This is a genomic window from Streptomyces candidus, assembly GCF_014207445.1.
Taxonomy (GTDB): domain Bacteria; phylum Actinomycetota; class Actinomycetes; order Streptomycetales; family Streptomycetaceae; genus Streptomyces; species Streptomyces candidus.
This window is the reverse complement of record NZ_JACHEM010000012.1, coordinates 122,656-143,957: the sequence shown is the minus strand read 5'-3', so window position 1 is coordinate 143,957 and position 21,302 is coordinate 122,656. Positions and strand designations below refer to the sequence as shown.

Sequence of the window (21,302 nt, the reverse complement as noted above, 5' to 3'; positions counted from 1 at the left end):
ACCGCACCGCACCCGTACCCACGCGCCCGGGCCGGTCCCTACGCCGCCGTCAGCGTCAGCAGGGTTGCCTCCGGGGGGCAGGCGAAGCGGACCGGGGTGTAGCGGTTGGCGCCGCAGCCCGCCGAGACGTGCAGGTACGAGCGGTGGCCGCCGGACTCGTGGGTGGAGAGGCCCTTGACGCGGCCGGTGTCCAGGTCGCAGTTGGTGACGAGCGCGCCGTAGAAGGGGATGCAGAGCTGGCCGCCGTGGGTGTGCCCGGCGAGGACGAGCGGGTAGCCGTCGGCGGTGAAGGCGTCCAGGGAGCGCAGGTACGGGGCGTGGACGACACCGATGGAGAAGTCGGCGGAGGGGTCGGGACCGCCGGTCACCTCGGTGTACCGGTCGCGCTTGATGTGCGGGTCGTCGAGGCCCGTGAAAGCCAGGTCGAAGCCCTCGGCGGTGGGGAGCTTGACGCGGGTGCGGGTGTTGGTGAGGTTGCGCCAGCCCGCCGCGTCGAAGCCGTCGCGGAGGTCCTCCCACGGGTTGTGCACGGCACCGACGACGGGTTCGTTGCCGTTCAGGCCGTGCTTGCCCTGGGCCTTCTCCAGCAGATAGCGGGCAGGGTTGCGCGGCTTGGGACCGTAGTAGTCGTTGGAGCCGAACACGTACACGCCGGGGAAGCTCATCAGCGGTCCGAGCGCGTCCAGGACCTCCGGCACGGCCTCCGGGTCGGACAGGTTGTCACCCGTATTGACGACGAAGTCGGGGCGCAGGCCGGCCAGGGACTGGAGCCAGCGCTGCTTCCTGCGCTGCCCGCTCACCATGTGGATGTCGGAGACCTGGAGTACGCGCAGGGGGCGGGCCCCCGGTGGCAGGACGGGGACGGTCACCCGGCGGAGCCGGAACAGACGGGGTTCGATACCGGTGGCGTAGGCGAGTCCGGCCGCTCCAACGGCCGTGATTCCCAGGGGTACTCCGTAACGTGCGCGCATGTGCCCATCGTCGCAGACCGGTACGGGGACGGGCGCAGGTGCTGGTGCGGGCGCCGACGGGGGCGGAACGACGGCTGGTGCCGGTGGGCGCGGTGCGCAAATCGGCGGGCGGTGGGCCCGTACGACCTGCCACACTTGCGTCATGACCACGCTCAAGTCCCAGCTCAAGTCGCAGTTGAAGGAAGACCTCACCGCAGCCATCCGGGCGCGTGACGAGCTCCGCTCCTCCACGCTCCGGCTCACCCTCGCCGCCGTCCAGGTCGAGGAGGTGTCGGGCAAGGAGGCCCGCGAGCTGTCCGACGCCGAGGTCGAGAAGGTGATCGCCAAGGAGGCGAAGAAGCGCCGTGAGGCGGCCGACGCGTTCGCCAAGGGCGGCCGGGCCGAGCAGGCCGAGCGGGAGAAGGCGGAGGGCGAGATCCTCGCGACGTACCTCCCGCAGCAGCTGAGCGACGACGAGCTCACCGCGATCGTCGCGGACGCGGTCGCGGAGGCGCGGGCGGCGGGAGCCGAGGGGCCGCGGGCGATGGGAGCGGTCATGAAGATCGTCAACCCGAAGGTCGCGGGGCGCGCCGAGGGCGGCCGCGTCGCCGCCGCGGTGAAGCGGCTCCTGGCGGGCTGACGGTACGGAGAGCCGACGGTACGGAGAGGGGGGCTCCACCCGGTCACGGGTGGAGCCCCCCTCTCGTTCGGCCCTGGGGCTCGCGGCTCGTCAGGCCCTCGGGGCCGCAGCTCCGACGTCTCGGCCGGGCGCTTCGGCCGATACGGGTCTCCGGCCACTACGGGTGTGCGCCCGCTACAGGTGTTCGGCCGTTACGGGGGTTCGGCTCGTTTACGGCCAGTCCCCGCCGAGGATGTCGGGCCAGTTGCCGTTGCCGCCGCCCGGGTTTCCATTGCCGCCACCCGGTTTCCCGTTGCCACCGCCCGGGTTGCCGTTGCCACCGCCCGGGGTGCCGTTGCCTCCGCCCGGGTTGCCTCCCGGCGGCTTGTTGTCGCCGCCCGGCCGGTTCTTGTCCTTGTTGTCCTCGGGGATGTGGACGCTGTTGAACTGGGGCGAATCCTTGCCCTCCAGGGCGCCGGTCATGGCGTCCTTCCAGATCGGGCCCGGAACCTGTCCGCCGTACACCTTCTGCTGGTACTGGCCGCCGATGGTGATGTTCTCCATCTCCACCTGCTGGGACGGGCTGCCGACCCAGACCGCGCCGGACAGGTTCGGCGTGTAGCCGACGAACCAGGCGTTCTTGCGGGCGTCGGTGGTACCCGTCTTGCCCGCGTTGTCCCGGCCGTTCTTGAGTCCGGCTTCCTTACCCGTACCGGAGTCGACCACTCCGCGCAGCAGGGTGTTGATGGTGTCCGCCGTCTGCTCGGCCATCGCCAGCGAGCACGAGGTCTTCGGTACCGGGAAGGCCTTGCCGCCGCGGCCGGTGATCGCCTCGATGGCGATCGGCGTGCAGTACGTGCCCCGGTTGGCGAAGGCCGCGTACGAACTGGCCATCCGCAGCGGGGAGACACCGGTGGAACCGAGGGTCAGCGAGGACGGGACCTCGGGGATCTTGCCCCCGTTGCCCTGTACGAGGCCGATCTTGTCGCTCAGCTGGCGCACCGGGCACATTCCGATGTCCTGGAGCATCTGGACGAAGTACGTGTTGACGGACTTGCCCATCGCCTCGCGCAGCGCGTACGGGCCGACCTCGCTCTCGTCCTCGTTCTCCAGCTTCTCGTTCGCGGCGTTCACCCACGGCTTGCCGCTGCACGTGGTGACCCGCTCCGGGTACGGCATCTGGTACGGCGACGAGTACACCTGCGTCGGTGGCCTGCCCTGCTCCAGTGCCGCCGCCGCGAGGAACGGCTTGAAGGTCGAGCCGGTCGGGAAGCCGAAGTTGGAGCCGCCCATCTGCTTGTCGACCGAGTAGTTGATCTGCGTCTCGTTGGGGCCGAAGCCGTACGGCCTGGACTGGCCCATCGCGAGGATCTTGCCGGTGCCGGGCTCGACCAGGGTGACCGCCGTGGCGACCTTGTCGCTCTGGTAGACGTGGTCCTTGATCGAGGCCTGGGCGGACTCCTGCGCCTTCGGGTCCAGGGTCGTACGGACCGTCAGCCCGCCCTGGTTCCAGATCTTGGCCCGCTCCTCCCTGGACTTGCCGTAGATCGGGTCGCTGAGGAAGACCGCGCGTACGTAGTCGCAGAAGAAGCCCGCGCCGCTCACGGCGGTGATGCAGCCGTTCTTGGCCTTGCTGACCTTCAGCTTCAGCGGCGTGGCCTTGGCCCGGGCCGCCTCGGCCGGCGAGATCTGGCGGATGTCGGCCATGCGCTGGATCACGATGTTGCGGCGCTTGGTGGCCTCGGCCGAGTCGTTGACCGGGTCGTACCGGGTCGGCGACTGGACCAGCCCGGCCAGCATCGCGGCCTCTTCGAGCTTCAGGTCCTTGGCGGGCTTGCTGAAGTAGCGCTGGGAGGCTGCCTCGACGCCGTACGCCTGCTGTCCGAAGAAGGTGATGTTGAGGTAGTTCTCCAGGATCTTCTTCTTGCCCAGCTCCTCCTCGACCTGGATCGCGTACTTCAGTTCGCGGATCTTGCGGCCGAGAGTCTGCTGGGTGGCTTCGGCGACCTTGTCCGGGTCGTCGCCGGCTTCCTCGACGAAGACGTTCTTCACGTACTGCTGGGTCAGGGTGGAAGCGCCCTGGGCCGTGCCGCCTGCCTGCACGTTCCGGTTCAGTGCGCGCAGGATGCCCTTGAGGTCGATCGCGCCGTGCTCGTAGAACCGGTTGTCCTCGATCGCGACGATCGCCTTCTGCATGTACGGCGAGATGTCCTTGAGCGGGACCACCGTACGGTCGCGCGAGAACACCGTGGCGATCTTGCCGCCCGCGCTGTCCAGGATGGTGGTGCGCTCGCTCAGCGGAGGTCGCTTGAGGTTCGCGGGGATGGTGTCGAATCCCTCGACCGTGCCTTTGGCCGCGAGGCCGAGCGCACCGGCGGCGGGCAGGGCGATGCCTGCCAGCACGGCTCCGGAGAGCACGCTGACACCGAGGAATTTGGCGGCCTGCTGGGTCCTTGAGAGACCCCCGCCCGAGCGCTTCTTTGCCATGGGGGCAGCCTAATCCGTAGACCAGGGCGTTCCGCAGGAGCGGGGGTCTCTCGGGATGTTCGAGTACCAGGTTGTGACATCCGGGGAGTGGAGGACGGGTCGGCCGGGGGCTGCCGGGTGGTTCGGGCTTCCGGGCGTCGACATGGCGGGGTGTCGTTGGCGGGATCTCGTCCGGGGGCGGGGGAGGCGTCCGCGTGCGTATTCGCCGGACACGCGGAAAGGCTCTGGCCTAAGCTGCTCTCGTTCTGTCACAGCAGTGCATTTGCGCCTCAGGTGAGCGGCATGACGTCCGCTATGTCGGCCTGATCCCGGTGAAACTGCCACACTCGGGCTGAACTGTCCCGGTTTACCGCTGGGTGATCGGCGGGATGGCGCGTGCTCCCTGGTCACTCCCCTGGGTGATCTGCCGCTAACGCATAGTCCGTTCGGGCCATTCAAGATTGGGCCCGAAGGGGGTGTTGCGCTGTGCCCACCTTCCGTAACGTCCTCAACTGGCAGCGGTGAATATGCCGCTGTCGCCGTGGGGGAGCCTCGATTATTCGGGAGAGGACGGCGCCGGGATGGGCTGGGTAACCGACTGGAGTGCGCAGGCAGCCTGCCGCACTACCGATCCGGATGAACTGTTCGTACAAGGAGCAGCGCAGAACCGGGCCAAGGCGGTGTGCACCGGATGTCCGGTGCGTACCGAGTGCCTGGCCGATGCGCTGGACAACCGCGTCGAGTTCGGCGTGTGGGGCGGCATGACGGAGCGGGAACGCCGCGCTCTGCTGCGCCGGCGTCCGACCGTCACCTCGTGGCGTCGGCTCCTGGAGACCGCGCGCACGGAGTACGAGCGCAGCGCGGGAATCCTGCCGGACGTGCTGGAGGACGACGAGATCTACGAGGAGACGTACGCCGCGGTGGGCTAGGCCGATCGTGCTCGTTGGGCCACTCGTGGCACGGGGCCGGACGGGTTACGTCGGACCCCGCGCTGACGGGTGCGGGACGAGTACGGATAGGACCGCGAGTGCTCCGGTGTCGAACTGGGGTCCGTCAGACCGAAGGTGACGGTGCAGAAGGTGCGAGGTCGGGCGGGGATGCCTGATCGTCCGCCAGCCGCTCACCGATGGTCCGAAGACCGGCCAGATCGTGCACGTCCCCGGGCAGGGCGGCGACTTCGGTCACTGCCACCTCGGGGTGGAGCGCGGTGAAGCGGTCGCGCGTTCGCTGTTCACGCGCGAGTACCCGCATGCGTTCGGCATGCAGCCGCAGCAGGCCCGCCGTCAGCTGCTCGACACCGTCTGCGCCGTCCTCGTCCGTGGAGTCGGCGGCGCGTTCGGCGGAAGCGTGCTCAAGGGCCTGGGGTGACTCAGGGGTCTGCGTTGTGCTGGGCGTCGGGGGTGACCCGGGCGTCTGGGGAGTGGCGGCCGTGGCGTCACGAGGACCAGCATTCCCGTCCGTCTGATCCACAATGCCGTGCTCGCCGAGGTTTTCCCCGTGGCCGTTCTCCGCCGTGAGACTCTCCGCGGCGGCGAGTGCCCGCTCGGCCGACAGCTGAGGGGCTGCGCTGCCGTGGACCCGGTTGAGTACGAGACCGGCCAGTGGCATGTCCTCCGCCGCGAGCCGCTCGACGAAGTACGCCGCCTCGCGCAACGCGTCCCGCTCCGGGGCGGCGACCACCAGGAAGGCCGTGCCCGGCGCCTGGAGCAGCCGGTACGTCGCGTCCGCCCGCGTCCGGAAGCCGCCGAACATCGTGTCCATCGCCGCCACGAACGTCTGCACATCACGCAGGAGTTGACCGCCCATCAGCTTGCTGAGCGTGCCCGTCATCATCGACATGCCGACGTTGAGGAACTTCATCCCGGCGCGGCCGCCGACCTTCGCCGGCGCCATCAGCACCCGGATGAACTTGCCGTCCAGGAAGGACCCCAGCCGCTTCGGGGCGTCCAGGAAGTCCAGTGCGGACCGGCTCGGCGGGGTGTCCACGACGATCAGGTCCCACTCGTCGCGCGCACGGAGCTGGCCCAGCTTCTCCATCGCCATGTACTCCTGCGTACCGGCGAACCCGGCGGACAGGGACTGGTAGAAGGGGTTGTCCAGGATGGCGCGGGCCCGGTCCGCGTCCGCGTGCGCCTCGACGATCTCGTCGAAGGTGCGCTTCATGTCGAGCATCATCGCGTGCAGCTCGCCACCGGCGCCCTCGTCGATGCCCTTGACCCGGCGCGGCACGTTGTCGAGGGAGTCGATGCCCATCGACTGCGCCAGCCTGCGCGCCGGGTCGATGGTCAGTACGACCGCACGCCGCCCGCGCTCGGCCGCGCGTACGCCCAGGGCGGCCGCGGTCGTCGTCTTGCCGACGCCGCCGGAGCCGCAGCACACGATGATGCGGGTCGCGGGGTCGTCGAGCAGCGGATCGATGTCCAGCGCCGGTGCCGCGGCCATCGCCTGCGGCCTGCCCGTGCTTGTGCTCATGCCGTTCCCCCCGCTCGTTCCGCGCCCAGGTGGGCACGGAGCTCCGCCGCCAGCCGGTACAGGCCGGCCAGGTCCAACCCCTCGCCCAGCAGCGGGAGTTCGTACGTCGTCAGGTCCAGCTGGGCCAGCGCGGCACGTTGCTCCCGCTCCAGTTCGACCCGCTGCGCGTGTTCCGCGGCCTGCTCCAGGAGGGGCTCCACCAGGCGCTCGGCGACGCCTCCGCGCCCTGCCCCGCCCAGGCCGGCCCGGGAGAGCGCCCTGGCCACCTCGGTGCGCTGCTCGCCGGCCGCCGTGCGCAGCGCCTGCTCGTCCACCAGCTGCGGGCGGACCATGTTCACGATGACCTTGCCGACGGGCAGCTCGGCGGCCCGCAGCTCCGCGATGCCGTCGGCGGTCTCCTGGACCGGCATCTCCTCCAGGAGCGTCACGAAGTGCACGGCCGTCTCGGGGGACTTGAGGACCCGCATCACGGCCTGCGCCTGGTTGTGTATCGGCCCGAACTTCGCCAGGCCCGCGACCTCGTCGTTCACGTTGAGGAACTTGGTGATGCGCCCGGTCGGCGGGGCGTCCATCACCACGTAGTCGTAGACGTAGGCGTTCTTCTTGTCCCGGCGGCGCACCGCCTCGCAGGCCTTGCCGGTCAGCAGGACGTCCCGCAGCCCCGGTGCGATGGTTGTCGCGAAGTCGATCGCGCCGAGCTTCTTCAGGGCCCGGCCGGCGCTCCCCAGCTTGTAGAACATCTGGAGGTAGTCGAGCAGCGCGCGTTCCGCGTCGATCGCGAGGGCGTACACCTCCCCGCCGCCCGACGCGACAGCGATCTTGCGCTCCTCGTACGGAAGGGCTTCCGTCTCGAAGAGCTGCGCGATGCCCTGTCTGCCCTCGACCTCCACCAGGAGGGCGCGTTTGCCCTCGGTGGCGAGGGCGAGCGCGAGTGCGGCGGCGACCGTGGTCTTGCCGGTACCGCCCTTGCCACTGACGACCTGGAGCCTGCTCACGCCTCCGAGCCTAACCAGTCCGCCCGTCGCCCAATCAGGAGGCCGTCCTTCCCGTCCGTTTCCACCGGCTACAGTCGGCCGCATGACCAAATGGGAATACGCCACCGTCCCCCTGCTCGTGCACGCGACGAAGCAGATCCTGGACACGTGGGGCGAAGACGGCTGGGAGCTCGTCCAGGTAGTGCCTGGGCCGAACAACCCGGAGCAGCTGGTGGCCTACCTCAAGCGGGAGAAGTCCGCATGAGCGCTGTCGAGGAGAAGCTCGCCTCGCTCGGCCTGACCCTGCCGGCGGTGGTTCCGCCACTGGCCGCCTACCAGCCGGCCGTGCAGTCCGGGGTGTACGTGTACACCGCGGGCCAGCTGCCGATGGTGGACGGCGCCATGCCGTGCACCGGCAAGGTCGGCGCGGAGGTCACCCCCGAGGAGGCCAAGGACCTGGCGCGGATCTGCGCGCTGAACGCCCTGGCGGCCGTGAAGTCCGTCGTCGGTGACCTGGACCGCATCGCGCGCGTCGTGAAGGTCGTCGGCTTCGTGGCCTCGGCCCCGGACTTCACCGGCCAGCCCGCCGTGCTCAACGGCACGAGCGAGCTGCTCGGCGAGGTCCTCGGCGACAAGGGCGTGCACGCCCGCAGCGCCGTCGGCGTGGCCGTCCTGCCGCTTGACGCACCGGTCGAGGTCGAGATCCAGGTGGAGCTCGTCAGCGCCTGACCCTCCTCGGCAGGCGAGTGCGACAGGCGAGTGCGCCGGGCGAGTGCCGCTGCCTGAGGGCGCGGACGCGCGAGGGCTGGTGTGTGCCGGTACCCGGGCGTGCGGGCGCGCGAAGGGCGGTGTGCGCCGGAACCTGGGCGTGCAGGTGCGCGAGGGCCGGCGTGTGCGTGCTGGTGTCCGAGCACCGATGCATGAGCACCGATGGCCGAGCTCCGCTGGATGAGCACTTGTGGACGCGTGCTGGGGGCAGCCGCCTCTCGAACATCGGGACGGTTGCCCGTAGCATCCGGCCATGTCCAATGGTCAGTGGTACCCGCCCGAATGGCCCGACCGGATCCGTGCGCTGGCGAACGGCGAGCTGGTCGCCGCCGCCCCGAAGCGGGCCGCGACGGTGCTGTTGCTGAGCGACGGTACGAGCGGTGCCGGTGACGCGGGCCGGCTGTCCGTACACATGTTGCGCAGACGCGCCTCCATGGCCTTCGCCGGAGGCGCGTACGCGTATCCCGGGGGCGGCGTCGATCCCCGCGACGACGACTCCCGCGTCCGCTGGGCGGGCCCCTCGCTGACCCGCTGGGCCGAACGGCTCGGGCTGCCCGACGACCCGGGCGGCGCCCAGGCGGTCGTCTGCGCGGCGGTGCGCGAGACCTTCGAGGAAGCGGGCGTCCTCCTTGCCGGACCCACCGCGCAGACCGTGGTCGGTGACATCACCGGCCCGGACTGGGAGGCGGACCGGCAGGCCCTGGTCGCCCGTGAGCTGGGCTTCGCCGAGTTCCTCGACCGGCGGCAGCTGGTGCTGCGCTCCGACCTGCTGGGCGCGTGGGCGCGCTGGATCACCCCGGAGTTCGAACCCAGGCGGTACGACACCTGGTTCTTCGTGGCCGCACTGCCGGCCGGGCAGCGGACCCGCAACGCCTCCACGGAGGCCGACCGGACGGTGTGGATCGCCCCGGCCGAGGCCGCCGCCGGTTACGACCGGGGTGAGCTGCTGATGATGCCGCCCACCATTTCCACGCTGCGCGGACTCCAGCCGTACGGGACGGTGTCAGAGGTCCTGGCCGGGGCAGCTGACCGGGACATGACGCCCGTGCTTGCACAGGCACGGCTGGAGGGCGGCGAGGTGGTGCTGAGCTGGCCGGGCCACGAGGAGTTCACCAAACACGTCCCCGCCGCGGGCGGCGGAACCCGGGGAGGATCCCGTTGACCGACGCAGCGGCCCTGCCGGGCCAGCCGCGGGGCGGTGTGCTGTCCGGGCGTGCCACCGCACGCGCGGTGAATGTCCTTGCCCCCAATCCGTCGGCGATGACGCTCGACGGCACCAACACCTGGATCGTGTCCGAGCCGGATTCGGACCTGGCCGTCGTGGTGGACCCCGGGCCCCTGGACGACGGGCACCTGCGGGCGGTGATCGGCGCCGCCGAGAGGGCGGGCAAGCGCGTCGCGCTGACCCTGCTGACGCACGGGCATCCGGACCACGCGGAGGGCGCCGCACGGTTCGCGGAGCTGACCCGGACCCCGGTGCGGGCGCTCGATCCCGCGCTGCGGATCGGGGACGAGGGACTGGGCGCGGGTGATGTGATCACCACCGGCGGAATCGAGATGCGGGTGGTGCCCACTCCCGGGCACACCGCCGACTCCCTCTGCTTCCATCTGCCGTCCGACCAGGCCGTGTTGACGGGGGACACGGTACTGGGGCGCGGCACGACAGTGGTGGCGCACCCGGACGGGCGGCTGGGGGACTACCTCGACTCGCTGCGGCGGCTGCGGTCGCTGACGGTGGACGACGGGGTGCGGTTCGTCCTGCCGGGGCACGGTCCCGTGCTCGAAGACGCCCAGGGCGCGGTCGAGTTCTATCTGGCGCACCGGGCCAACCGGCTGGCGCAGGTGGAGACGGCCGTGGAGAACGGGCACCGCGGTGCGTCCGAGGTGGTGGCGGCGGTGTACGCGGACGTGGACCGTTCCCTGTGGCCGGCGGCCGAACTGTCGGTGCGCGCGCAGCTGGAGTACCTGCGCGAGCACGGCCTGATCTGAGCCGCGCGGAACTGCTGCGGGCCGTACGGGCCGCGCGGGGTCGTACGGCTCGTTCCGGACCGTGGGGGAGGCTGCGGGTCGTCCGGAAGGCTCCGGATCGTGTGGGGCCGGGCGGGCCGGTCGGGTCGGCCGATGCCGTGCGGAACCGGAACTCCTGCTTCATCCCTGTGCAGTTCACAAGCTGCGGGGGCGCGAAGGCCCGGGGCCTGCGGTGGTTCAGTACGGCCGGGGAGTCTTGCGGCCGTGGACCGCGATGTATTCGCTCGCCAGCCACGGGCCGAGATCCTCGGTGTACGAAAGGAGAACGGACGGATCGGCCGTCGGGTTCCCGGCCGCCTGCGCGGCTTTTCGCATCTCGTCGCCACGCGCCGGGTAGTAGCGGGCGAACACTTCGGCGGATTCGGTGAGATCGCTGGTGAAAAGGCCCGCGCGCGGCATGACGAGGGTCAGGCCGGTCCGTACGAGGCGCCGCGCGAAGATGCGTGCCAATCGGCGCCGTTCCGTGTCCGTAGCGGCCCGGCCGACCAGTTCCCGCCAGCGCGGGAGCACGTCTGCCAGGTCCCCGTTGGTCTCCCGGGCGAGCAACGAGGTGGGCCGGTAGCGGGGCAGCCGCTGCGCCAGGTCCGGCCCGATGAGGGGTGTGCAGAGGCAGGCGACGAACCAGCCCAGGTCGTACCGTTCCAGCTCGCTCATCAGCACGGTCTCGCTGAACAACAGCGTTCCCACGCCGTCGATCTGCCCGAACCCGGCGTCCAGTTCCGCACCGACGCGCTCCGCGTCCGCCCGGTCGGCCTCCGTCGGCTGCGCGTGCAGGACCAGCAGGACGTCGAGGTCCGAGCGGCCGGGGCGGGCGGTCCCGCGCGGCACCGACCCGTACAGGTAGGCACTGTGCAGCCGGTCGGGGCCGAACACCTCGGCCACGCGCGCGTGCAGCGCGTCCACGACGGGCCGGAACTCCTCCTGGACCCGCTTCAGCGAGCCTTCGCGCTCGATGTACGGGTGGCTTCGCCTTCCCATCCCACCGCCCTGTTCGGCCGCCATGGCTTACGCTCCGCCTACATCGTCCGCGTTCGTATCATGATCGTTTTGTTCCTGGGGGGAACCACTGTGTTCGTGCTGTCCATCCTGCTGCTCCTCGCGGCACTGGTGCTGTTCCTGGTCGGCCGCGCGCAGCGTGCCCGCGGTCTGAAGCTGGGCGCGGCGGGCGCCCTCCTGGCGGGTCTCCTGGCGGGGATCACCAGCTGCCTGTACGTGATGAGCGCGTACGAAGTCGGAGTGCCGGTCACCTTCGGCAAGGTCGGCGGGCCGATGCTGTCCGGGATGCACATCCGGTCGCCGTTCACCACCGTCACGTCCTTCTCGACGCGTCCCGTCGACCTCAACCTGTCCGACAAGGACGTCGTGGAAGTCCGTTCGTCGCAGGGCGGCGTCATGGAGGTCGAGGTGACCGTGAAATGGGCGGTGACCCCGGACAAGGTCGTGGAGCTGTACCGCCTCGCGGGCAGCGAGGAGTCCGTGCAGCAGCGTCTGGTGCAGCCGGACAGCCGGGAGATCATCCGCAACGTGTTCGCCCGGCACACGAGCGAGCAGGGCTACTCCTCGGCCCGCGAGAAGATCAACGCGGAGATCGGCGACCTGACCAAGGCTCGGCTGGCCCCTCGCGGGATCGCCGTCACCGCGGTCAATTTGCGCAACGTGAAGCCGTCCGCCCAGCTCCAGGGCCAGATCGACCGCAAGATCCAGCAGCAGCAGTCCACCGAGCGGGCCGAGGAGGCGGCGAAGACGGCCGCCGCCGAGGCCAGGCGCCGAAAGATCGAGGCCGAGGGCATCGCGCAGGCCAATCGCATCCTGAACAACTCCCTCACCGACAAGGTGCTCTACAACCAGTGCATCGACGCCTACAAGGAGGCCGCCCAGAAGCACCCGGTGTACGCGGTCCCGTGCGGCGAGGGCGGCAAGACCCCCGTGATCGTCGGCAAGAACTGACCGCAGGCCGGACACGGAGACACGGCGCACCCGGGTACGCGTGCACCGGTACGAACCTACGGACCGCCGCCGCGGGCCCGGCCGGGTACGTGCGCGCCGGTTCGGAGCGTCGGCACGGCCCGTCACGCCGAGCGCCTGCCGGTACGTGCCGTCGGTGCGGTCCTGCCCGTGCGCGCCGCCCGTACGGGCCTGTCCGGGTACGCCAGTGGGCCGCACCCCAGGAGGGTGCGGCCCACTCCCGTACGGGCGGAGGAAGCTGCCGTGCGGGCGAGCGGTCCCGTCAGCGCGAGCGCTTCGCCAGACGCTCGACGTCCAGCAGGATCACGGCCCGTGCCTCCAGGCGCAGCCAGCCGCGGCCCGCGAAGTCCGCGAGCGCCTTGTTGACCGTCTCGCGGGAGGCGCCGACCAGCTGGGCGAGCTCTTCCTGCGTGAGGTCGTGCACGACGTGGATGCCCTCCTCGGACTGCACGCCGAAGCGGCGCGACAGGTCCAGGAGCGCGCGGGCCACCCGGCCCGGTACGTCGGAGAAGACCAGGTCGGACATCTGGTCGTTGGTCTTGCGCAGCCGGCGGGCCACGGCGCGCAGCAGCGCGGTCGCGACCTCGGGGCGTACGTTCAGCCAGGGCTGGAGGTCGCCGTGGCCGAGGCCGAGCAGCTTGACCTCGGTGAGTGCCGTCGAGGTGGCGGTGCGCGGGCCCGGGTCGAAGAGCGACAGTTCGCCGATCAGTTCGCCGGGGCCGAGCACGGCCAGCATGTTCTCGCGGCCGTCGGGGGAGGTGCGGTGCAGCTTCACCTTGCCCTCGGTCACCACATAGAGGCGGTCGCCGGGGTCGCCCTCGTGGAACAGGGCGTCCCCGCGTGCGAGGGTCACCTCACTCATCGAGGCGCGCAGCTCCGCGGCCTGCTCGTCATCGAGCGCCGCGAAGAGCGGGGCGCGCCGCAGAACGTCGTCCACGTGTTCTCTCCTTGTCGACCTGCTCAGGGGACCTGGGTCCCCATGATGCCGGACGGTAAAACAGTGCGATCAATCACTAAGGATGACTTACCAGCGGGCCTGGTCGTGCTGCAGGGGGCTGATTGGGTAGGCATTTGGCCGTGACCAAGGCGGATGTCAGTGCCTGCCTCTAGGCTGGCCGGGTGTCCAACAAGCCGGTGAGAGCGCAGGTCAAGGGGGCAGGGCAGGTGACAGCAGGTCGTGATTCAGCCGTGGGCGAACAGGGCGCGGCGAAGCCGGTGAGGGCGGCGAAAAAGGCGAAGGCCGAGTCGCACCTCGGCATGGTCCGCCGCGCCCGCAAGATCAACCGAGCGCTCGCGGAGGTTTACCCGTACGCCCATCCGGAGCTCGATTTCGAGGACCCCTTCCAGCTGCTGGTCGCCACGGTGCTGTCCGCCCAGACCACGGACCTGCGGGTCAATCAGACCACTCCGGCCCTCTTCGCGGCCTACCCGACGCCGGAGGACATGGCGGCGGCGGTGCCGGAGGAGCTGGAGGAGATCATCCGGCCGACGGGTTTCTTCCGCGCCAAGGCCAGGTCCCTGCTGGGGCTCGCCACGGCCCTGCGGGACGACTTCGGCGGGGAGGTGCCCGGCCGGATCGAGGACCTGGTGAAGCTGCCGGGCGTGGGCCGCAAGACCGCCAACGTGGTCCTCGGGAACTACTTCGGAGTCCCCGGCATCACCGTCGACACCCATTTCGGCCGCCTGGTGCGCCGCTGGAAGTGGACCGACGAGGAGGACCCGGTCAAGGTCGAGGCGGTGGTCGCCGAGATCTTCCCGAAGAGCGAGTGGACGATGCTTTCGCACCGCGTCGTCTTCCACGGCCGCCGCATCTGCCATTCCCGCAAGCCGGCCTGCGGAGCCTGCCCGATCGCCGCGCTGTGCCCGTCGTACGGCGAGGGCGAGACGGACCCGCAGAAGGCCGAGAAGCTGCTGAAGTACGAGAAGGGCGGGTACCCGGGGCAGCGGCTGAAGCCCCCGCAGTCGTTCCTGGACGCGGGCGGCAAACCCGCCCCGCCGCTGGGAGCGGGGCCGGCCGCACCGTGACCGAACGGGTCGGCCGAATCCGGAACGATCGTCCCGGGAGCGGACGTTGGGACAGTACGGGACAGTACGGGGGTGCCTATGAGACGTGCGAGCGCGCCGAGCGCCACAAGTGAGGTGTACGGGAGCGGGGCCGCGCCACCGGCGGACGTCCCCGGCCTCCCCCTGGTCAACGTCACCGACCGCGGGTTGCCCGGCTGGCTGGAGCCGGTGGCCGCCGCGGCCCGCAGCGTCCGGCCGGAGCAGCTCAGCGCCTTCCTGCCGCCCGCGAGCGGCAGCGGGCGGCAGTCCGCCGTCCTGGTCCTCTTCGGTGAGGGGACGCACGGCCCCGAGCTGCTGCTGATGGAGCGTGCGAGCAGCCTGCGCTCGCACGCGGGGCAGATCTCCTTCCCCGGCGGCGCCCTCGACCCCGAGGACGGCGACCCGCTGACCACCGGGCCGCTGCGGACGGCGCTGCGGGAGGCCGAGGAGGAGACCGGACTCGACCCCTCCGGCGTTCAGGTCTTCGGCGTGCTGCCCCGCCTCTACATCCCCGTCAGCGGTTTCGTGGTGACGCCCGTGCTGGGCTGGTGGCGCTCCCCGAGCCCGGTCGGTGCCGTCGACCAGGGCGAGACGGCCAGTGTCTTCACGGTGCCGGTGGCGTACCTCACTGACCCGGCCAACCGCGCCACCAGCGTGCACCCGCGTGGTCACCGTGGCCCGGCCTTCCTGCTGGAGGAGGGCCTGCTGTGGGGATTCACGGCCGGTGTGGTCGACAAAGTGCTGCACTTCGCCGGCTGGGAGCGGCCCTGGGACCCCTCTCGCGAGGTCCCTCTCGACTGGCACGCATGACGGACATGACAGGGTGGCGGGCGTGAACGTCCTGGACATTGTGTTGCTGCTCGCTGCCGTGTGGTTCGCGATCATCGGATACCGCCAGGGATTCGTCGTCGGCGTGCTGTCGGTGATCGGGTTCCTCGGCGGCGGACTCGCCGCGGTCTATCTGCTGCCGGTGGTCTGGGGGTGGTTCGCCGACGGTTCGTCCCTCGGCGACTCCACCACCGGCATCCTGGTGGCGGTCGTGATCGTGATCGTCTGTGCCTCGGTGGGGCAGGCCTTCACCACCCACCTCGGCAACAAGCTGCGCCGGCACATCACCTGGTCGCCCGCGCGCGCCCTGGACGCGTCCGGCGGCGCGCTGGTCAACGTCTGCGCGATGCTGCTCGTGGCGTGGCTGATCGGCTCGCTCGTCGCGGGCACCTCGTTGCCCACCGTCGGCAAGGAGGTGCGCAGTTCCAAGGTGCTGCTCGGGGTGGACCGGGTGGTGCCGGGCGAGGCCGCCAACTGGTTCGCGGACTTCAGCTCGGTGCTCGCGCAGAACGGTTTCCCGCAGGTGTTCAGCCCGTTCTCCAACGAGCCGATCACCGAGGTCAGGGCCCCGGACCCGAAACTCGCGGGCAGCCCGGTCGCGGCTCGCGCCAAGCAGTCCATCGTCAAGGTCGTCGGTACCGCGCCCAGCTGCGGCAAGGTCCTGGAGGGCACCGGCTTCGTCTTCTCCGACCGCCGCGTCATGACGAACGCGCACGTCGTCGGCGGGGTCAGCGAGCCCACCGTGCAGATCGGCGGCGAGGGCAAGCTGTACGACGCGAAGGTCGTCCTCTACGACTGGCAGCGCGACATCGCCGTCCTGGACGTACCCGACCTGAGGGCGCGCCCGCTCCAGTTCACCGAGGGCGACGCCCGCAGCGGCGACGGGGCGATCGTCGCCGGGTTCCCGGAGAACGGCGCGTACGACGTCCGCTCGGCGCGCGTCCGCGGCCGCATCAACGCCAAGGGCCCGGACATCTACCATCGCGGCACGGTCCGCCGCGACGTCTACTCGCTGTACTCGACGGTCCGCCAGGGCAACTCCGGCGGCCCCCTGCTCACCCCCGAGGGCGAGGTGTACGGCGTCGTCTTCGCCAAGTCCCTGGACGACCCGGACACCGGGTACGCGCTGACGGTCGACGAGATCCGCGACGACATCAGGATCGGCCGCACGGCCAACCAGCAGGTGGACAGCCAGGGCTGCGCGCTCTGAGGTCCTGGTCCGAAGAACTGCCGATCCCCGATCCGAGAGGCTGAAGCGTGCATCTGACGATCCTGGGCGGCGGCGGATTCCGTGTCCCCCTGGTGTACGGGGCGCTGCTGCGCGACCGAGGCGAGGGCCGTGTCACCCGCGTCACCCTGCACGATCTCGACGCGGCCCGGCTGGACGCCATCGCCCGGGTCCTTTGCGACCAGGCGGTGGCCGCCCGCGCCGAAGGCGCCCCCGAGGCGCCCGAGGTGCGGGTCACCACGGACCTCGACGACGCTCTGCGGGGCGCGGACTTCGTCTTCTCGGCGATCCGGGTCGGCGGTCTGGCGGGCCGGGCGGCCGACGAACGGGTGGCCCTGGACGAGGGGGTGCTGGGGCAGGAGACCGTCGGCGCGGGCGGCATCGCGTACGGGCTGCGGACGGTGCCCGTCGCGGTCGACATCGCCCGCCGGGTGGCGCGGCTGGCCCCGGACGCCTGGGTGATCAACTTCACCAACCCTGCCGGACTGGTCACCGAGGCGATGTCGCGCCATCTCGGGAGCCGGGTCATCGGCATCTGCGACTCACCGGTCGGCCTGGCCCGCCGGGTGGCGCGGACCCTCGGCGTGCCCGACCCGGCGGCGGCCCGCGCCGACTACGCCGGTCTCAACCACCTGGGCTGGCTGCGCGGCCTGTACGTCGACGACCGCGACGTACTCCCGGAGCTGTTCGTCGACCAGGCCCGGCTGACGTCCTTCGAGGAGGGCAGGCTGTTCGGCGCGGACTGGCTGCGTGCGCTGGGCTCCGTGCCCAACGAGTACCTGCACTACTACTACTTCAACCGGGAGGCGGTGGCGGCCTACCGGCAGGCGAGGCAGACCCGCGGAGCCTTCCTCCGGGACCAGCAGGCACGTTTCTACGAGGAGCTGTCCGCCGGGCCGCACCGCGCGCCCTCGGGCGCTGCCTGGGAGGCCTGGGACCGTACGAGGGCCGAGCGGGAGGCGACGTACATGGCGGAGAACCGGGAGGCGGCGGGCGCGGGTGAGCGCGCGGCCGACGACCTGGAGTCCGGCGGGTACGAGTACGTCGCGCTGGCCCTGATGCGGGCCGTCGCGCGCGACGAACGCACGACGCTGATCCTCAACGTCCGCAACGCGATGCCGGACCGGCCGGGGGGCCGGGTCCTGGACGTCCTCGACGAGGCAGCCGTTGTCGAGGTCCCCTGCACGGTCGACGCGGCCGGTGCCCGACCCGTCGCCGTGTCGCAGCTCGCCGGCCACGAGGCGGGTCTGGTGGCCGCCGTGAAGGCCGTGGAGCGCTGCGTACTTGACGCGGCGGAGAGCGGGTCGGCGCGGGACGCGGTGAAGGCGTTCGCCCTGCACCCGCTCGTCGACTCGGTCCAGGTGGCGCGCAGGCTGCTGACGGGCTACCGGGACGCGCACCCGGGCCTCGGGTACCTCCGGGAGCGTTAGCCCCGCGCGCGCACGCGCGCACCCCGGACCGCCAGGGACGGGGGGTACGGTCGCAGCCGCGGACGACGGATCAGGTCCGCTGGTGCCTCAGTCGCGCCGACACCCACCGGGCGCGGCGCCGGAGGATGCGCGGGATGCCCATCGCCTGACCGGGGTGTACATGACCCTCATCGTGCGGGCGTCCCCTCTCGCGGGTGGTCGGCGCTGTGGCCGAGCGGCGGTTGCGTGCTGAGTCACCGAAGTCGTGCGTCCAGCCCATACCCCGACGTTTGCCCGGGCCCCAAGGTCGGTAATCGCCTGACGGCCCGCCAATTGGCCTATGCGGCAGGCATTTGGCTGTTCGTAGGACAAGCGTTCCGGTGCGTGAAGAGATTTGCTGCTGGGCGGGGGCTGCTACCGGTCCTGTTCGGGGTCCTTCAGCCAGTTCACCAGCTCGGTGGAGAAGGCCGCCGGGTCCTCCTCGTGCGGGAAGTGCCCGAGCCCGTCGAACAGCCGCCACCGGTAGGGCGCGTCGACGTACTCGCCCGAACCGGCCGCGCTGCGCGTGCGCATCACCGGGTCGAGCGCACCGTGCAGGTGCAGTGTCGGCACCCGCACCGGTGCCTTCATCCGCCGGTTGAACTGGAGCCCGTCGGGGCGCGCCATCGACCGCACCATCCACCGGTACGGCTCGATCGAGCAGTGCGCGGTCGAGGGGATCTGGATCACCCGGCGGTAGGTGTCCACGTCCTTGTCCTCCGGCTGCCGGGGCCCCGACCACTCGCGGATCAGCCGTCCGGTCAGCGCCGCGTCGTCCGCGACCAGCTGACGCTCCGGCACCCACGGCCGCTGGAATCCCCAGACGTAGGAGCCGGCCCGGGTCTGGGCGAAGTCCGACAGCATCGCCGAGCGCCAGCGCCTGGGGTGCGGCATCGACGAGACGACCAGCCGGCGCACCAGCTTGGGCCGCATCGCCGCCGCCGTCCAGGCCAGGTACCCGCCCAGGTCGTGCCCGACGAGAGCGGCGTCCGGCTCGCCCAGGGACCGTACGACGCCCGTGATGTCGAGCGCGAGGTTGGCCGGGTCGTAACCCCGGGGCGTACGGTCGCTGCCGCCCACTCCGCGCAGGTCCATGGCCACGGCCCGGTAACCGGCGTCGGCGAGCGCGGTCATCTGGTGCCGCCACGTCCACCAGAACTGGGGGAACCCGTGCAGCAGGAGGACCAGCGGTCCTTCCCCCAGCTCCGCGATGTGGAAGCGGGCGCCGTTGGCGGCCACGTCCCGGTGTGTCCACGGCCCGTCGAGCCGTACGAGAGAGGCCGTCGACCCGTTGCCGGAGGCCGACGGTCCGCTTACCGGGGCCGGCGGGAGCGTACCGGAGGAGCTGTCCGCGTCGAGGGCTGTCATACCGATGAGCGTGCCACAACGACCGTGTCGTCCTGCACCTCTCGCGGGTGGGGCTTCGCGTTTCCGAGGACGGCGGCCGTCTCCTTGGCGGAGGCGGCGACCTTCTGCGGGCCCTTGCCCTGCTTGGCCTTCTTCGCGAAGACGACGCCGATCAGCGCGAGCAGCCCTGCCACCAGCAGGTTCGCGACGAAGGAAAGTACGAAGCAGACCGAGAGGTGCCAGTCGGTCCACGCGTGAATGCCGTACGCCAGTGCGAAGCTCAGCATCGGCAGCGAGAAGATCAGCACGACCCCCGCCGCGCCGAACGCCCCGCCGCCGACCGCTCCGCGCTTGACGTCCTGCCTGAGCTGGATCTTTGCCAGCGCGATCTCGTCGTGCACGAGCGCGGACATCTCGGTGGTCGCCGCGGCGACCAGCTGGCCGAGGCTGCGTTCGGCGCTCTCGACGCCGTGGACGTTGCGCGCGGGGTCGCTCATCGCTGTCTCCTTCTTCGGTTCAAGCTGTACGAGTCCGGGCCCGTCTCGGCCCGGACTCGTTGGATCGCCAGTCAGATCATGCCGGACCGGCGCCCTCGTCGCGCGCTGCCCCCGGCACTTCTCCGCTCTTGTCGCCGCCGGCGCACTGTTCGGCCAGCTTCCGGTGCTCCTCGGCCTTCGCCTCGTGGATGGCGGCCATCCGCAGGTGGTAGTCCTGCTGGCCCACCTCGTAGACGTCCGGCACGCCGCTCATGTCCTCGTCGCGCTCTTCCTCTTCGTAGAGCGCACGGTACTTGCGGACCCGCAGCCTCAGCAGTACCGCCGACAGCAGAGCCGCGATCAGCGAGCCGATGAGGACGGACGCCTTGACCTCGTCGGCGAGCTTCAGGTCGTCGGTGAAGGCGAGTTCGCCGATCAGCAGCGAGACGGTGAAGCCGATTCCGGCCAGCGTGGCGATCGCGAAGACGTCGGGCCAGACCAGGTCGTCGTTGAGTTCCGCCTTGGTGAACCGGGCCGCCAGCCACGTACCGCCGAAGATGCCCAGCGCCTTGCCGAGCACCAGGCCCAGCACCACGCCCAGCGTCTCCGGCTTGGTGAACACGTCGGCGAGCGCACCGCCGGTGATGGCGACACCGGCCGAGAACAGGGCGAACATCGGAACCGCCAACCCTGCCGACACCGGTCGCACCAGGTGCTCGATGTGCTCGCCCGGCGAGTGCTCCTCGCCCTCGCGCCGCGAGCAGCGCAGCATCAGGCCCATCGCGACACCGGCGATGGTGGCGTGCACGCCGCTGTTGTACATCAGGCCCCAGATCGCCAGGGCCAGCGGCACGTACACGTACCAGCCACGGACGCCTACGCGCAGCAGCAGCCAGAAGAGGGCCAGGCCGACGACCGCCCCGCCGAGCGCCAGAAAGTTCAGGTCGCTGGTGAAGAAGACCGCGATGATCAGGATCGCGAAGAGGTCGTCGACGACCGCCAGGGTCAGCAGGAAGGCCCGCAGCGCGGACGGCAGCGAGGTGCCGATGACCGCGAGGACGGCCAGGGCGAAGGCGATGTCGGTGGCGGTCGGAACGGCCCAGCCGCCCAGGTCGCCGCCGCCGAAGGTGTTCACCGCGACGTAGACCAGGGCCGGGGCTGCCATGCCGCAGACGGCGGCGATCACGGGGAGGGCGGCGGCCTTGGGGTCGCGCAGTTCGCCCGCGACCAGCTCGCGCTTGAGCTCGATGCCGGCGACGAAGAAGAAGATGGCCAGCAGACCGTCGGCGGCCCAGTGCTGGATGCTCAGGTTCAGGTGGAGGAAGTCGGGGCCGAAGTGCAGATTGCGGAAGGCCTCGTAACTCGCTCCGAAGGTGTTCGCCCAGATCAGTGCGGCGATCGCGGCTATGAGGAGCAGTATTCCGCCGACCGTCTCGGTGCGCAGCGCGTTGGCGACGTACGTCCGCTCGGGGAGCGGGAGCCGGCCGAGCACCTTGCGGTCTCCCGGCGGGGTGGGCGTGGGGGTCTGAGGGGGGGCGGCCACGGGAAAAACCTCCGGTCGGTGGGCAGCACGAAGCACATTGCCGACCAGACTTCCCGGCGCACCTGTTGAGTTTTGACGCGCTCCTGACGCGACGATCAACTCTACCCGGGGTGCGCAAGGACGTATCCGGCGATCTTCACCATACGA

Annotated in this window: 21 protein-coding genes; 11 read left to right on the top strand and 10 right to left on the bottom strand. The window is 70.8% G+C overall.

What is annotated here, in order from left to right; genetic code table 11:
- Positions 1–38: 38 nt before the first annotated feature.
- Entirely contained in the window at positions 39–971 is a 933-nt protein-coding gene (locus HNQ79_RS22645; protein WP_185033952.1) for a metallophosphoesterase, read from the bottom strand.
- A gap of 142 nt (positions 972–1,113) precedes the next feature.
- On the opposite strand from HNQ79_RS22645, the gene HNQ79_RS22640 reads away from it, so the two are divergent.
- A complete protein-coding gene (locus tag HNQ79_RS22640; RefSeq protein WP_185033950.1) occupies positions 1,114–1,590 on the top strand; it encodes a GatB/YqeY domain-containing protein in 477 nt (158 codons plus the stop codon).
- Positions 1,591–1,800: 210 nt separating this feature from the next.
- Here HNQ79_RS22640 and HNQ79_RS22635 read toward each other — a convergent pair whose 3' ends face one another.
- Positions 1,801–4,056 carry a transglycosylase domain-containing protein gene (locus tag HNQ79_RS22635; protein ID WP_185033948.1) on the bottom strand — a complete coding sequence of 752 codons (2,256 nt, stop codon included), beginning with the start codon at positions 4,054–4,056 and terminating at the stop codon, positions 1,801–1,803.
- 560 nt (positions 4,057–4,616) lie between these two features.
- Here HNQ79_RS22635 and HNQ79_RS22630 point away from each other — a divergent pair.
- The gene (locus HNQ79_RS22630; protein ID WP_185033946.1) at positions 4,617–4,964 is read left to right on the top strand and encodes a WhiB family transcriptional regulator; all 348 of its coding nucleotides are present in this window, start codon (positions 4,617–4,619) and stop codon (positions 4,962–4,964) included.
- Between the two features lie 124 nt (positions 4,965–5,088).
- On the opposite strand, the gene bagB is transcribed toward HNQ79_RS22630, so the two are convergent.
- Positions 5,089–6,507 carry an ATPase BagB gene (gene bagB / locus HNQ79_RS22625; protein WP_185033944.1) on the bottom strand — a complete coding sequence of 473 codons (1,419 nt, stop codon included), beginning with the start codon at positions 6,505–6,507 and terminating at the stop codon, positions 5,089–5,091.
- A complete protein-coding gene (gene bagA, locus HNQ79_RS22620; RefSeq protein WP_260421751.1) occupies positions 6,504–7,520 on the bottom strand; it encodes an ATPase BagA in 1,017 nt (338 codons plus the stop codon). The genes bagB and bagA overlap by 4 nt, the downstream gene beginning before the upstream one ends.
- A 64-nt stretch (positions 7,521–7,584) precedes the next feature.
- Between bagA and sp36 the strand changes: the two genes are divergently transcribed.
- The 4 genes from sp36 to HNQ79_RS22600 all read left to right on the top strand — a co-directional run bounded on the left by sp36 (position 7,585) and on the right by HNQ79_RS22600 (position 10,238).
- On the top strand, positions 7,585–7,746 hold the full coding sequence (gene sp36 / locus HNQ79_RS22615) for a Sp36 family protein (RefSeq protein WP_075033571.1): 162 nt from the start codon (positions 7,585–7,587) through the stop codon (positions 7,744–7,746).
- Positions 7,743–8,210: a RidA family protein gene (locus HNQ79_RS22610; RefSeq protein ID WP_185033940.1), complete on the top strand. Its 468-nt coding sequence runs from the start codon at positions 7,743–7,745 to the stop codon at positions 8,208–8,210. Before sp36 ends, HNQ79_RS22610 begins: the two co-directional genes overlap by 4 nt.
- 292 nt (positions 8,211–8,502) lie before the next feature.
- Positions 8,503–9,411, top strand: a complete 909-nt coding sequence (locus HNQ79_RS22605) for an NUDIX hydrolase (protein ID WP_185033938.1) — start codon at positions 8,503–8,505, stop codon at positions 9,409–9,411.
- The gene (locus HNQ79_RS22600; protein ID WP_185033936.1) at positions 9,408–10,238 is read left to right on the top strand and encodes an MBL fold metallo-hydrolase; all 831 of its coding nucleotides are present in this window, start codon (positions 9,408–9,410) and stop codon (positions 10,236–10,238) included. Before HNQ79_RS22605 ends, HNQ79_RS22600 begins: the two co-directional genes overlap by 4 nt.
- Before the next feature lie 216 nt (positions 10,239–10,454).
- On the opposite strand, the gene HNQ79_RS22595 is transcribed toward HNQ79_RS22600, so the two are convergent.
- Positions 10,455–11,279, bottom strand: coding sequence for a nucleotidyltransferase domain-containing protein (locus tag HNQ79_RS22595; RefSeq protein WP_229923279.1), 825 nt, complete (start codon positions 11,277–11,279; stop codon positions 10,455–10,457).
- Between the two features lie 36 nt (positions 11,280–11,315).
- On the opposite strand from HNQ79_RS22595, the gene HNQ79_RS22590 reads away from it, so the two are divergent.
- Entirely contained in the window at positions 11,316–12,224 is a 909-nt protein-coding gene (locus HNQ79_RS22590; RefSeq protein ID WP_221508038.1) for a prohibitin family protein, read from the top strand.
- 280 nt (positions 12,225–12,504) lie between these two features.
- On the opposite strand, the gene HNQ79_RS22585 is transcribed toward HNQ79_RS22590, so the two are convergent.
- Positions 12,505–13,179 carry a Crp/Fnr family transcriptional regulator gene (locus HNQ79_RS22585; RefSeq protein WP_185033934.1) on the bottom strand — a complete coding sequence of 225 codons (675 nt, stop codon included), beginning with the start codon at positions 13,177–13,179 and terminating at the stop codon, positions 12,505–12,507.
- 251 nt (positions 13,180–13,430) lie between these two features.
- Here HNQ79_RS22585 and nth point away from each other — a divergent pair, with 251 nt between their 5' ends.
- From nth to HNQ79_RS22565, 4 genes are all read left to right on the top strand, one after another.
- Positions 13,431–14,267 (top strand): endonuclease III, encoded by an 837-nt coding sequence (gene nth / locus HNQ79_RS22580; protein ID WP_229923304.1) that lies wholly within the window; start codon positions 13,431–13,433, stop codon positions 14,265–14,267.
- Between the two features lie 78 nt (positions 14,268–14,345).
- Positions 14,346–15,095 carry an NUDIX hydrolase gene (locus HNQ79_RS22575; RefSeq protein ID WP_185034165.1) on the top strand — a complete coding sequence of 250 codons (750 nt, stop codon included), beginning with the start codon at positions 14,346–14,348 and terminating at the stop codon, positions 15,093–15,095.
- Between the two features lie 22 nt (positions 15,096–15,117).
- The gene (locus HNQ79_RS22570) at positions 15,118–16,323 is read left to right on the top strand and encodes a MarP family serine protease (protein ID WP_185033930.1); all 1,206 of its coding nucleotides are present in this window, start codon (positions 15,118–15,120) and stop codon (positions 16,321–16,323) included.
- A gap of 47 nt (positions 16,324–16,370) precedes the next feature.
- On the top strand, positions 16,371–17,771 hold the full coding sequence (locus HNQ79_RS22565; protein WP_185033920.1) for a 6-phospho-beta-glucosidase: 1,401 nt from the start codon (positions 16,371–16,373) through the stop codon (positions 17,769–17,771).
- Positions 17,772–17,841: 70 nt separating this feature from the next.
- On the opposite strand, the gene HNQ79_RS33890 is transcribed toward HNQ79_RS22565, so the two are convergent.
- The 4 genes from HNQ79_RS33890 to nhaA all read right to left on the bottom strand — a co-directional run bounded on the left by HNQ79_RS33890 (position 17,842) and on the right by nhaA (position 21,155).
- The gene (locus HNQ79_RS33890) at positions 17,842–18,030 is read right to left on the bottom strand and encodes a hypothetical protein (protein WP_229923281.1); all 189 of its coding nucleotides are present in this window, start codon (positions 18,028–18,030) and stop codon (positions 17,842–17,844) included.
- A gap of 134 nt (positions 18,031–18,164) precedes the next feature.
- Complete coding sequence (locus tag HNQ79_RS22560) at positions 18,165–19,157, bottom strand: alpha/beta fold hydrolase (protein ID WP_185033918.1); 993 nt, start codon at positions 19,155–19,157, stop codon at positions 18,165–18,167.
- Positions 19,154–19,633 (bottom strand): phage holin family protein, encoded by a 480-nt coding sequence (locus HNQ79_RS22555; RefSeq protein WP_185033916.1) that lies wholly within the window; start codon positions 19,631–19,633, stop codon positions 19,154–19,156. Before HNQ79_RS22555 ends, HNQ79_RS22560 begins: the two co-directional genes overlap by 4 nt.
- Positions 19,634–19,709: 76 nt before the next feature.
- Complete coding sequence (gene nhaA, locus HNQ79_RS22550; RefSeq protein WP_229923282.1) at positions 19,710–21,155, bottom strand: Na+/H+ antiporter NhaA; 1,446 nt, start codon at positions 21,153–21,155, stop codon at positions 19,710–19,712.
- Positions 21,156–21,302: the final 147 nt, after the last annotated feature.